We start from the raw sequence: 12,245 nt of genomic DNA, 5'->3' as shown, positions 1-12,245 counted from the left end.
CGACCGCCCCTGGCCCCCGAGCGACAAGGTACGGCTACGCCGCGAGCGACCCGGAGCCCGGTCTCTGAGATAAGGGTTCGCCGGAAGCGGCAATCCCACTCCCGTGTTCCACCTACGGTGGTGCCGGTGACGGTTGGCGGGGTTCTGCCGATCGGGCCGCCCCGGTGTCTGCCGGCGAGGCCGGGCCTCGCGCGCGATGGTTTGGCCCGGCCTGGCAGGGCGGGCGCGATGGGGCTATCAAGCGCAGCAGGTCCACCGAGGCGGCGTGGCGATGCGCCTGCCGCAGGTGCAAGAATTTAGCACCGATCTTCGCCCCGTCCCTCGCCGTCAACGACGGGGCGCTACGACGAGTACTAGCAGCCTGCCGGACTTGGGTGCCCGTAGCGAGCCGCGTGGGAGAGCGAGGGCAGTTTTCATGATTTCGAGGCGCATAGTGGTTCTATGTAACGAGAAATCAGGGAAAATACACCGCTCTTCCCACCGGCGCAGTAGGAGCAGTCCAAGTCCGACAGGCTGCTAGTGGTTCCGCGCACGCACACTCACGGCCCGGGGCCGGCCGCCGCGGCCCGTCTTCGGCGACGCGCTCTATAGGTTCTCCCATCGCCTGGTGAACCAGGACTTGGCCCAGCCCACCCTGCTCCAGGCGCTGCAGACCGACGAACACCGGATTATTCGCGATGCGTTGAAGGCCGCCCCGGGTTCCGGGACGGTCCTGTCGGCCGGGCCATTCACGAATCCGCCCACCCATGCTGCGTCCTGATTATCACGGAAACTCCGCACATTGGAACGGGCCGTCTTCGAAACCACTGTCATCGCGAAAAGCGAGGCCTTTAGCCGCGAGCCTAGCGTGGCGGCACGTGGCGATTCAAACGGCGTTGGCCCTCCTGGCGCCGCCTAGATTATTCGCTGCGCTCACCCTGCGGGCCAGCCTTCGGCTGTTCAATGCGCTGCGCGCATTTGTGCCGCGCTACGCTCGCAATGACGACCGACGCAGGGCAGTGTCGCACTCACCGCGAAGGTTCCGTGGTAGTCAAGTGCTGCGTTGTGCCGCCCAATGAGCCGGGGGAACGGCGACGCCGGTAACCGTGGCCGATTGACGCAGAACTGGCGACGACTGGATACTGCGGCGGGCCGCAGAATGCCAGAGACTGGACCCGAACACGCCCGCAGGTGCCCGGAAACGCCGGAAATGCTCGGCAGGTGCCTCGCATCGGTCGCTCGGCCACAAGAGGGAAGCCTTCATGCCAATGCCGGATCCATCGACCGCATCCATCCGGCCGCGACGCACGCTCGGTCGGCTGTGGCGGCATGCCGAACGGATCTGGACCACGCGCGTGATGGAAGGCCTGCTGCTGCGGCGCCACGCGCGGCACATGTACCTGTTGATGGGCGGGCACATCTACTTCCAGACCGTCTGCGCCGGGGTCCAGACCGGTCTGTTCACGCTGCTCGACCGCGAACCCGAACTCACGCTGCCGGAAATCGCCGAACGGTTGGGACTGGAAGAGAAGCCCACGCGGATCCTGCTGCTGGGATGTACGAGCCTGGGCCTGCTGCGCAAGCGACGGCACCGTTACCGGAACGGCTACTTGGCAAGCCGGCTGCTGGTGGAAGGGGTTCCGGGCAACGTGGTGCCGATCCTCCGGTGGCAGCGGGAGATCAACTACCGGGCGCTGGCGCATCTTCCCGAGGCCCTGGCTGCGAACACGAACGTCGGCCTCACGGAGTTCCCGGGTAACGAACCCACCCTGTACGAACGTCTCGCCCACGATCCGCGGCTGGAAACCATCTTCCAGGAGGCGATGGAGTCGATCTCGGTGCAGGCCAACCAGCTGCTCGCCCGTTTCGGCGATTTCTCCGGTGTCCGCCATCTCGTCGATGTCGGCGGCGGCAACGGAGCCAACGTGCTGGAACTTGCCGGCCAGCACCCGCATCTGCGCAACACGGTCTTCGACCTGCCGAGCGTCTGCACGATCGCGCAGCGGAACTTCCAGCAAAGCCGGCACGCCGACCGGCTGGGCACACATGCCGGGAACTGCTTCACCGATCCGTTTCCGGAGGGCGCCGACGGCTTTCTGTTCTGTCACTTCCTGACGATCTGGTCCGAGGCCGAAAACCGGCGGCTACTCGAAAAGGCGTTTCAGGCGCTTCCCAGCGGCGGGCAGGTGATGATCTTCAACATGATGCAGGCGGACGACGGCCGGGGACCACTGAGCGCCGCGCTGGGCTCACCGTATTTCCTGACCCTCGCCACGGGTCGGGGCATGCTCTACACGTGGAACGAATACGAGAGCTGGCTCCGGGACGCGGGGTTCCAATCGGTCAGCCGCCTGCGGCTGCCGCGCGATCATGGCCTGATCGTGGGACGCAAAACCGGGTGAAACCAATTGGTTCGGTGCGACTGCCACCCCCTGTCCGGTAGGCGCCCGGCCGTCGCCCCCCCCCCCCCCCCCCGCGAATCGATCAGGAGATCACCCAGTCCTTCAACTCCGGGATCTTCCCCTGGGCGACTTCCTTGCGGATGCTCTCGGGATCCCGGGTCTGACGCTCGATGAACTCCTTGAAGGCCGCGAAGTCCCGCTTGTCCATCGACTGGAACGCGACGCCGCAACCCCGGCCGTCCTCGTAAACGACCCACCCATCGATCGTCACCGAGAACACGTCTTCGCCCTCGGCGAACAGCGTCAGCACGCAGCTGCGTTCCGAGGAATCGCCGGAGACGAAGTCCACTCGGGCCCCACCGAGGCTGATATCCTGGGTCTCGGTCTCGTGGTACTGACCATCCTCGAGGCTCAGGTGCCCGGAAAGCTTCAGCGGTAGACGTGTGTTCTTGCGCTTGTCCATGGTTCCCGTACCGGTGGTCGCCCTGTCGGGGTGCGGAGCCCTGCTGGCACCCACCTACGACCCGCCGTGGATCCCGGCGGTCTGTAGTAGAGACTAGGCTGGGATGCCGCCCTTTTCCAGACCGGTTTATACCGTTCGGCATGATGATCGCACCGATCGTCGTACAGGAACGGCCTCCCGTCACATTTCGTCGGAAAAGGTGCCCCGGCACTTGCCAAACCCATCGTTTCCCCTGGCCGCCGCGGTCGACCGGCTCGGTCCGAGGGGATGAACGACCGGGCGGCGCGCGCCGCCCCGGATATGCACACTGCCAGGCGCGCCCCCGCCCGGACGGAAACCCGGCCCCGGGCGGACGCACGGGCCCGGCTCGGGTCACGGCCGCCAGCGCGTGAACACGTAATCGGAATCGGCCTGCGACTGATGGCAGGCGAAGCAGGCCTGACCACCGTCAGACACCAGGCGCTGATCCCGCGAGTCACCGGCAAACCCCTCGAAGCCCCAGCCGCCGGTTTCCTGGTAGGTCTCGGCTCCCTTGACCATCACGCCCACGAGCTTGCGTTCGCCTTCGGTCAATACCTCGTCGCCGTGCTCCGCCTGCAGCAGATCGAACACGAACACCGAGCCATCGGCATAACGACCGGTTTGCAGGCCCTCGAGCGCCGGGTCGTTCACATAGATGTGATGAATCCCTGCAAAGGGATCGGCGAGTGGATGACCGTCGTGGATCACCATGGACTTCGCGTGGTGCCAGTGACGGTACCCCTCAGGATAGGCCACGGGATCGGCCATCGCGGCCAGTGGGGCTCCCAGCATTGCAGCCAGGGCGAGCGCGGTCGACAAGCGTCGGTTGGTACGGGTCATCGCAGATCCTCCTCCTTTGTGGTTTCGTGTCGAAACTATAGGGCATGAAAGCGCAGTCGTCAAACCAGTTTCGATGCGATACCATATGGCCATGGACAGTTCCAGACTCCATGAGCTGATCGAACGGATCGGCGTATTGCTGCGCACCGAGGCGCGCCGCCTCGGGGCCGATGCCGCACTGCAGCCGGTACATCTTCAGGCGCTGCTGTACCTCGAGCGCTGCAACCGCTACAGCAACACCCCTGCGGCACTGGGTGCCTACCTGGGCCAGACCAAGGGAACGGTATCCCAGTCCCTGAAGCTGTTGGAGCGAGAGGGCTACCTGACGAAGCGCGACGATCCAGACGACCGGCGGGTCGTACGCCTTGCGCTCACAGCCCGGGGGCGGGGGCTGCTCGCGGAAACGGCCGCTGCACGGGCCTGGAGCCGGGCGGAGGCAACGCTGGCCGAACACGAACGCAAGGCGATGACCGAGGGACTGGAACGCCTACTGCAGGGCTTGCAGCGGGCGCATGGAGGTCGAACCTTTGGCATCTGCCGCAGCTGCCGTCACTTCCAGACGGTATCGGAGGGGGGGCACCGCTGTGGTCTGACCGGGGAGGCCCTGTCCGATTCCGACAGTCGGTTGATCTGCCACGAACACGAATGGCAGGGTTCGGCCTGAGGCCCTGCCGGGCACACCCTCGCCGACCATTGGGCAGCCTGGTCGCAGCGCTGAGGCGTGCCGCTGCCACAGGCGGATCGGAACGCGGCCGAACCGTAAGGCTTGCCGCTACTCGGTCAGATCCAGCCGCCCCTGCCCGACCCCGCGCCGCCTCTCGAGCCTGCCCCGGCGCCGGCGTGCCTCCGGCCCTTCGCCGAGCCTGGCGGTATAATCCAGCGCGGTTTCCCAATCCCGGCGCACGTGCTCGTGGTACTTGGCGAGGCATTCCACTGCCTCGGCGCAGCCGGTTTGCGCCAGGCGCTCCCAGACCGCGACGGCCTCTGGCCAGCGCCCGGCCCTGCGCAGCCCGCGCGCCAGTTCCAGCCCACCGCGGATATCGAGGCGATCCTGTGCGCGTTCCAGCACGGCGAGCGCCCTGCGCCGTTCCCCGCTCCGCGACCAGACCTCCGCGGCAGCCAGCGGGTCGGCGCTGAAGGCCAGCGGGTCGTACATCGCCCGGGCCAGGACCGGGCCCAGCACCAGCAGGCTCAGCACGTCCAGCGCGTTGTGGCGAAGGACCCGCTCCAGGTCATCGGCGGGTCCACCGGCGAGGTAGTCGCGCCACGCCCCGGGCGCCTCGGATCCCGGCAGGTCGTCCTCGCGGACCAGGCCGAGCAGCCTGTGCTCCGCGGTGGCAAGCCGGCAGTCCGGCCAGGCGCTGCGGAACAGCCGGCGGGTCGGGTGTAGCAGGTCGAGGTGCCGCGGTTCGGCAAGGGCGCGTCCGCGCTGGAGACGCCGCCGGTCGCGCAGCAGCGGCAGGTCGAAGGTTGCGCCGTTGTAGCTCACCATCAGGCCGGCGCCGGCGAGGCTTACGTCCAGCGCGTCCAGCATCGCGGCCTCGCCGGAGAAGGCCGTCAGCAGCCACTGCCGCAGGCGCACGCCTCCCGGCCCGGCCTCAGCGACCCCCGCCATGAAGGCGGCGGTGCCGGTACCGCCCGCCAGGCCGGTGGTTTCGGTATCGATGCCGATGACCGATCCGCCTGCGGCCCCGTCCACCGCCCCCCTCGGATCGGGCGAGGCCAAAGCCCCTCCCCCGGCACGGGGGAGGGGTTGCGGAGGGGGCGGTGCACGGACTAGCGCCGATGCACCCGCCCTCTCCGCCCCCTCTCCCGCGAGCGGGACAGTGGGCAAGAGTCCGTCTCCTTCTAGCCTGGGCGAGGCGGGCAACGACGCTGCAAGGGGCCACAACGGCTCCAGCGCGTCCGCTAGACGCCAGCGACCGTGGCGCGCAGCCAGCGGCAGGACCGTCTCGACCAGGATCAGGTGTTCCGAGACCACCACGCCGCCCAGGCGTTCGGCCAGCGCCGCAGTGGACTCCCGCATCCCGTCGGCGAATCGCCTGCGCGGCATGGATGAGCGCCCGCCCAGGCGGTCCAGCCGCGCCCGGAGGCCGTCCGGGGCCGCCAGAGGCCCCGGTGCGTCAGCCGTTTCGGCAGCCACGGGGGAAGCCGTGCCGGCCTGGCGGCGCAGCACGTCAAGCCGGCGTTTCAGGTCCATCGGCCAGGAACTGCGCGAGCACCGTCAGCGCCGCCGCCTTCGGCGAGAAGCCGCGCTCTTCGTCGGACGCGAGGATCGGGCCGATACAGGCCGGGCAGCCGTGACGGCAGTCGCAGTCGCGGATCAGCCGCGCCGCGTCTCCGATCACCCGGTCGCGCTGATCGTACAGCGGCGCAGCGAGCCCGACGCCGCCCGGGTAGTTGTCATACAGGAACACCGCGGGGCGAAACCGGGTTTCGCGCTCGGGATCCTGTTCGCCACCTTCGAGGCTGCGCATCTGCCCGCGCCCGTCCGTGCCGACGGTCGCGAACCAGCGGGCGTCGCCGTCGCCGACCGCGCGGCCGATGTCCTGCGGCTCGGACATCGCGATCAGCGCCGCCACGTGGTGCATCGCATAGGCCGCGCCGAGGAAGCCGTCCAGTGCCTGCTGGCGGTTCGGAAACCACTGCGCCAGCACCTCCGGTGCGACCTCCCACCAGGCGGCGGTCGTGTGCATCTCCTGGTCCGGCAGGTCGATGTTCCCGTAGCCGATGTTCTCGTGGCTGTAGTAGCGGATCTTCTTGTAGCCGGGGATACGCCGGACCAGGTGCACCTCGCCGTGCGCGGTCTCGGTGCGTCCGTCCTGGCGGTGCTCGAAGCGGTCGAGGATCTTCAGGCGCGTGTAGTCGATCGCGTCGGTGTAGTAATCCACCTCGGTCTTGGTCACGAACGCCTTGCGCCCGGTCCAGTCCAGCCGTTCGACCTGCCAGGTCTGCGCCTGCACCATGTAGATTGCACCCTCGTACAACGTCTCGGCGGCGCTGGAGTAATCGACCTCGGCGATGATGTCCTTGCGCCCGCCGGTGGTGTCGACGACGACGAAGTTGCCTTCGGCGACCGAGCGCAGGCTCACGCTCTGCGCGGGGTAGCTGTCCTCGGTCCAGTGCCAGGTGTCGGCCTCGCGGTGCAACACGCCGTGCTCCTCGAGGTAGGTCAGCAGTTCCTCGAGGTTCTCCTTGCAGAAACGGTCGCCCCTGCGGAACGGCAGTTCGAACGCCGCGCAGCGCACGTGGTCGAGCAGGATCAGCAACTGGTCGGGATCGATGCGCGCGTGCTCCGGGGAGCTTTCGAGGAAGAACTCCGGGTTGCGGATGATGTACTGATCCAGCGGCTGGCTGGTCGCCACCAGCACGCCGAGCGACGGACGCTGGCGACGCCCGGCCCGGCCCAGGCGCTGCCAGGTCGCTGCGATCGTCCCCGGATAGCCGTTCAGCACGCAGACGTCGAGGCTGCCGATGTCGACGCCGAGTTCCAATGCCGAGGTCGCGATCACGCAGTCGACGTTGCCGGCACGCAGCGCCTTCTCGGTCTCGCGCCGCTGGCCGGGCAGGTAGCCGCCGCGGTAGGCGGCGACCCGTGCCGGCTTGCGGGGATCGGCGTCGAACACGTCCTTCAGGTACTTGGTCAGCACCTCGACCATCAGCCGCGACTGCGCGAACACGATCGTCTTCAGCCCGCTTTTCACCGCCATCCGGGCGATGCGCGTCGCCTGCGAGCGCGCCGACGCGCGGATGCCGAGATCGGCATTCACCACCGGTGGATTCCACAGCAGCAGGTGGCGCTCGCCGGCGGGCGCGCCGCTCTCGGTGATGGCGGTCACTGGCTCGCCGATCAGGCCCTCGGCCAACTCCGCCGGGTTCGCGATGGTGGCCGAGCTGAGCACGAACACCGGGTCGGAGCCGTAGAACTGGCAGACGCGCCGCAGCCGGCGGATCACGTTCGCGACGTGCGAGCCGAACACGCCGCGGTAGCTGTGCATCTCGTCGATCACCACGTAGCGCAGGTTCTCGAAGAACTGCGCCCACTTGGTGTGGTGCGGCAGCACACCCTGGTGCAGCATGTCCGGGTTCGACACGACGATGTCGCCCCGGGTGCGCACGGCCTTGCGTGCGTCGCCGGGCGTGTCGCCGTCGAAGGTGAACGCGCGGATGCCGAGCCCTCCGGCCTCGTTCAGCTCCATCAGCTCGGCGACCTGGTCCTGCGACAGTGCCTTGGTCGGAAACAGGTACAGCGCCTTCGCCCGGTTCGTGAGCGCGGACTGCAGCACGGGCAGGTTGTAGCAGAGTGTCTTGCCCGACGCGGTGGGAGTGACCACCACCGTGTGCCGCCCGGCGGTCACCGCGTCCCAGGCCTCGCGCTGGTGGCTGTAGAGCTGGACCACGCCGCGGGCGCGCAGCGCGGACGCCAGGCGCGGGTCGAGTCCGTCGGGCAGCGGCAGCAGCCGCGCCGGGCGCCCGGGCAGCACCACATTCCCGGTGATCCGCCCCCGGTAGCGGGTCTTCAGGCGCCGCACCAGCCACCGCACCGGGTCGTCGCTCCCGGTATCCACCTGCACCGCCCCGGCCGCCTCCGACATCACCCGCCGCCCTGCCGCTACATCGCATCAACGCCGTGCAGGATGCACGCGACGCTGCTCACGCGAAACAGGCGTAATGTCCGGACGGGGTGCCCGGCGCCCATCGCCGTTTACTGTGCGTGGTTCGCCGCCGCCGCCAGGGATTCCGCAATGGCGTCGGGAGCCGAACGGATGCTCATGAAGCTGCCGCTGCCCATCATCGACAGGTCGGGGAAGTTGATGGCGATGCGGAAGCGGGCGTCCAGGGCCTTGACCGTATCTCCGTCCACCAGCAACTCGTAGGGCAGATGAGGTGTGTGATGCGGCGAGCGTCCATCGATGTTCCCCATGATGTGGGCATCCGCAGCCTCGCCTCCCAGCAGCGCGACACCAAACAGCACCTGCTCCCGTCCCGGGATGTCGATGCGGTAGACCTGCGCGGTATCCCCTGCCCCGGCCGCCAGGCCGGCTTCGACCGCGGCGACGGCCGCTGCATGGCTGGAATGCGTGGCCAGTGTCAGGGGGTCATCGAACCGGGGCATGCGGATCATGTAGCGATAGCGGTTCAGGTCGCGTACCGACTTGCCTTCCTCGGAGCCGAAATCGCGGGCACGCCCGAGAGCCGCTTCCATCGAACTGGCCACGCCGTCGAGATCGTCACCCAGGCGATATGCGGCGGCCATGTAGCGGGGATTGGTAAAGGCCAGCTCGGTACCGCCATCGGTGGCGGTCACTGCAACGCGCTGGGCCGCGGCGTAGGCACCGGAATCGCTGGCGGCAGCCGCCTGCCGCAGTGCCTCGCTGGTCACCACCAACACCCGGGCCTGCGGGTAGGGAGCATGCTCGCCGACGACCTCGAAGCCGGCACCTTCCAGCGCGTTGCGCGCATCGTTCAGACGCGTCTGCGGATCACCCGCGCCATCCGGAGCCAGGATGAACGGGCGCAGGGCATCGCCGGCAGCGGCGGTTGCAGCAAAGGCGAGCAGACCCGCCAGCAACAGGCCGGCGGCCAACAGAGCATTGCGTCCGGAACGAAGGAATCTCAGCATCAGCGGTCTCCAGTCAGGGGAAGGCGGAACACGCGGCAGCATAGGGCCCTGTGCGTTGCCCGGTCAACGACCCTTCCCGACCACCCTACCACCAGGCCAACAGACGCCCGTCCGCGACCCGTGTCTCGAACGCCTTCATCGGGTGTTTGCCTTTGGCGATGCAGTCACCGGTACGAATGTCGAACTTCCACTGGTGTTTCGGACAGGTCAGCGTCATGCCCTCCAGGGCCAGATGCGGAATGTTGGTCACCTGGTGCGGACAATGCGAATCGTAGACCCGGTAGGAATCCCCTTCGCGGTACACGAACACGGTACGGGTGGCGGATTCCACACGAAGCACTTCGCCGTCCGCGATATCGTCGGCGGCCATCACATCGCGCCACTGGGGCTCGGCGGCGATCAGTTCCGGGGAAAACTCCGGAATATCCATCTTCAGAATGATTTCGGTGGCCCAGACGACCTTGGCCAAGCCCAATGCTGGGAACGCCATCATCAGTGCGTCGATGACCTCCATCGGCGTGCAGCCCTCGCGCAGCGCGCGCATCAAATACTGCTTGAAGCCTGCCTCGGTCTGGGAATGGACCTTGGTGATCACCGAGATCAGATTGCGGGTCTTCGGGTCGAGGTGTTTGCCGGCGTCCTTGAGAAACTTGAAGTAATGGCCGAGCGCGTCGCCGCGCACCTGGACCAGGTAGTTCAGGGCATCGCTCATGGTGATGTACCACTCCTGACTGGCGAACCGGGGGTTCGGGTTGAGGGAGATGACCACGATTGTAGGGACGCGCCGGGCGCGGAGCCATAGGCCGCTCCGGCAAGGGGGAGCTATGACTGTCGGCCCCGCCCCTGCCCGGCGTTCGTGGCGGCGAACGCTCTGGTTCGCGGCCAGCCGGGGGATCCGGCGAAGCGAGGTGCGCGCGCCTTTTCCGGGCAGACCGGTCCATGCCGCGGGAACCGAACCACGCCCGGGAACCCTCCGGGCGTCTCGCGCGTCCCTGCAGCACCTCGGGCCACACCCGCGCACCGGGGACCGGATCTCGCACGCGGCGCGTGCAGGTCGATCCGAACCACAACGAAGGAGGAGCACGCATGAAACACCTGACCACGAGCATGCTGGTTGCCGGCTGTCTGACGGCCTTCACCCACGTATCGGTCGCCACCGCGGACGACGGGATGTTCATCATCCGCGATACCACCGACTCGCCCGCGGAACTCGCCGCCAGGATCCGGCAATATGCGGAAGGGCACGACGACTGGCTGTTCCTCTCGGAGCACCCATTGAAGGGAGGAGAAGTGACGATCATGAAGATCTGCTATCCGCCGATCGGCCCGGACTTCTTCCAGGCGGACATGAAGGCGTCCGCGATGCTGCCCTGCGGCAACCTCGCGATCTACGAGGAAGGAAACCTCACCCGGATGTCACTGCTGCATCCGCGTTTCATGAACGAACTCTATCCCGATCCCAACCTCGAGAGGGCGGGGGACAAGGCCCTGCCCGCCTTCGAAGCGATGCTGGACACCGTGTTCGATTGAGCGGGGGGATGATCCTGACCTGAACGGAACGAGGAGGCAGGCGTGCGGTGGGTGATCGGAACCGCACGCCGCTTCTCGTCGCGGACCGGGCTTTCGGGAAACCCGGGGAGCAGGAACCCTTGACGACTGCCCGGACGGTGCACGCAGCAACGGCAATCTCTCGCCGAACATCCTTTCGCATCCTATCGAGGTGTCCACGACAATCAGACCACCACACATGCCCCATGGGAAAAGCAAACCCCTGCGCTAGGAAGATCTGCGTTGCGCCCGAAATGGCGACAGATGAATCGCCGATCCACAGGTGCCGCATTGGCGCGCCCCTGCGGAATGATCCATGATCGAGTCACCGATGGTCTTGACCAGGCGAAGTGCCGGACCCCGTTCCGGCAGGGACCGCGAACGATGGAGGATCGGTACAAGGCTTGTCATGGCGGACCCAGGCGCAGACGATGCGAGATCTCTCGGCAGGAGCGAGCGTCGGGACATCTTCGAGAGGACGGTCGATCGGCTCATGGATCGCCTTTATGGCACGGCCCTGCGCCTGGCGGGTGATCCGGACGACGCCGAAGACATCGTCGCCGAGACAGTGGCGAAGGCCTGGGCCAGTTTCGGAGACCTGCGTGACGCGGGATCCCTCGAGGGCTGGCTGTTCCGTATACTCAACAACACCTTCGTCAGCGCGTGGCGCCGCCACCGGACACGGAGCCAGGTGGAACAGCACACCGATCCCGAGATCACCGATCCGTCCGCGGTCGCCGACTTCTCGCTGTTCGAGAAACTGCACCAGCCGTTCCTGCTGTGGTGGGGAACCCCGGAGGAGCGTTTCCTGAACGATCTGCTCCGGGAGGACCTGCAGGCGGCACTCGACAACCTGCCGGACGCATTTCGTATCGTCGTCGTGCTGGTCGAGGTGCAGGGGCATACCTATGAGGAAGTCGCCGATCTACTCGAAATCCCGGTCGGGACCGTGCGCTCGCGCCTGAGCCGGGGGCGCAGTCTGCTGCAGCGCCGTCTCTGGGAGATCGCTCGGGAGGAAGGATTGGATCCCGGTGCGACGGGGCACGGGAAGACGCGATGACAGCACACGAAATCAACTGCGAGGAGGTCATTCGGCTCCTCTTCGAATATTTGGACCGCGAGTTGGATCCAGCCCGGAGCAGCGACATCGACCGCCACCTCGAGCGCTGCCGGGAATGCTTCAGCCGCGCAGAGTTCGAGAAGAAGCTGCGCGCACGCGTGCACGCGGCCGCCGAAGACGAGGCACCGCCGCGGCTGCGGCGTCGAGTGCGGCGCCTGATCGAGCGGTTCTGAGGCCGGGGAAACCCCGGCGGCGGGCCACCCGAATACCCGACGGGCCTCCGGCCCAGCGCTGCTAGACTCTCTGGTT

Annotated in this window: 12 protein-coding genes; 6 read left to right on the top strand and 6 right to left on the bottom strand. The window is 67.3% G+C overall.

All coding sequences use genetic code 11. The features are described 5' to 3' along the window. The first annotated feature begins 619 nt into the window (after nt 1-619). Nucleotides 620-760: a hypothetical protein gene (locus TVNIR_RS19485; protein WP_157092164.1), complete on the top strand. Its 141-nt coding sequence runs from the start codon at nt 620-622 to the stop codon at nt 758-760. A 481-nt stretch (nt 761-1,241) separates the two neighbouring features. Then, nucleotides 1,242-2,381, top strand: coding sequence for a methyltransferase (locus tag TVNIR_RS00740; RefSeq protein ID WP_157092163.1), 1,140 nt, complete (start codon nt 1,242-1,244; stop codon nt 2,379-2,381). An 82-nt stretch (nt 2,382-2,463) separates the two neighbouring features. On the opposite strand, the gene TVNIR_RS00735 is transcribed toward TVNIR_RS00740, so the two are convergent. Beyond that, nucleotides 2,464-2,844 carry a PilZ domain-containing protein gene (locus tag TVNIR_RS00735; RefSeq protein WP_015257027.1) on the bottom strand — a complete coding sequence of 127 codons (381 nt, stop codon included), beginning with the start codon at nt 2,842-2,844 and terminating at the stop codon, nt 2,464-2,466. A 372-nt stretch (nt 2,845-3,216) separates the two neighbouring features. Further along, nucleotides 3,217-3,705, bottom strand: a complete 489-nt coding sequence (locus TVNIR_RS00730) for a cytochrome P460 family protein (RefSeq protein WP_015257026.1) — start codon at nt 3,703-3,705, stop codon at nt 3,217-3,219. A gap of 91 nt (nt 3,706-3,796) precedes the next feature. Here TVNIR_RS00730 and TVNIR_RS00725 point away from each other — a divergent pair, with 91 nt between their 5' ends. Further along, nucleotides 3,797-4,369, top strand: coding sequence for a MarR family winged helix-turn-helix transcriptional regulator (locus TVNIR_RS00725; RefSeq protein WP_015257025.1), 573 nt, complete (start codon nt 3,797-3,799; stop codon nt 4,367-4,369). 108 nt (nt 4,370-4,477) lie between these two features. Here TVNIR_RS00725 and TVNIR_RS18435 read toward each other — a convergent pair whose 3' ends face one another. The 4 genes from TVNIR_RS18435 to TVNIR_RS00705 form a co-directional block, all read right to left on the bottom strand. Next, on the bottom strand, nt 4,478-5,905 hold the full coding sequence (locus TVNIR_RS18435) for a ribonuclease H-like domain-containing protein (protein ID WP_083499312.1): 1,428 nt from the start codon (nt 5,903-5,905) through the stop codon (nt 4,478-4,480). After that, nucleotides 5,883-8,300: a DEAD/DEAH box helicase gene (locus TVNIR_RS00715; protein ID WP_015257023.1), complete on the bottom strand. Its 2,418-nt coding sequence runs from the start codon at nt 8,298-8,300 to the stop codon at nt 5,883-5,885. Before TVNIR_RS00715 ends, TVNIR_RS18435 begins: the two co-directional genes overlap by 23 nt. A gap of 110 nt (nt 8,301-8,410) precedes the next feature. Beyond that, entirely contained in the window at nt 8,411-9,328 is a 918-nt protein-coding gene (locus TVNIR_RS00710; protein WP_015257022.1) for a hypothetical protein, read from the bottom strand. A gap of 85 nt (nt 9,329-9,413) precedes the next feature. Beyond that, a complete protein-coding gene (locus TVNIR_RS00705) occupies nt 9,414-10,040 on the bottom strand; it encodes a Rieske 2Fe-2S domain-containing protein (RefSeq protein WP_015257021.1) in 627 nt (208 codons plus the stop codon). A 374-nt stretch (nt 10,041-10,414) separates the two neighbouring features. Here TVNIR_RS00705 and TVNIR_RS00700 point away from each other — a divergent pair, with 374 nt between their 5' ends. The 3 genes from TVNIR_RS00700 (at nt 10,415) to TVNIR_RS00690 (ending at nt 12,169) form a co-directional block, all read left to right on the top strand. Next, complete coding sequence (locus tag TVNIR_RS00700) at nt 10,415-10,858, top strand: DUF302 domain-containing protein (protein ID WP_052316661.1); 444 nt, start codon at nt 10,415-10,417, stop codon at nt 10,856-10,858. Between the two features lie 427 nt (nt 10,859-11,285). Then, nucleotides 11,286-11,936: an RNA polymerase sigma factor gene (locus tag TVNIR_RS00695; protein WP_043738971.1), complete on the top strand. Its 651-nt coding sequence runs from the start codon at nt 11,286-11,288 to the stop codon at nt 11,934-11,936. Further along, nucleotides 11,933-12,169 carry an anti-sigma factor family protein gene (locus TVNIR_RS00690; RefSeq protein ID WP_015257018.1) on the top strand — a complete coding sequence of 79 codons (237 nt, stop codon included), beginning with the start codon at nt 11,933-11,935 and terminating at the stop codon, nt 12,167-12,169. Before TVNIR_RS00695 ends, TVNIR_RS00690 begins: the two co-directional genes overlap by 4 nt. Nucleotides 12,170-12,245 lie beyond the last annotated feature (76 nt).

The sequence above is a fragment of the Thioalkalivibrio nitratireducens DSM 14787 genome (assembly GCF_000321415.2).
In the GTDB taxonomy this organism is placed as follows: domain Bacteria; phylum Pseudomonadota; class Gammaproteobacteria; order Ectothiorhodospirales; family Ectothiorhodospiraceae; genus Thioalkalivibrio; species Thioalkalivibrio nitratireducens.
Note: the sequence above shows the minus strand (reverse complement) of the source record. Positions and strands in the feature narration are given on the sequence as shown.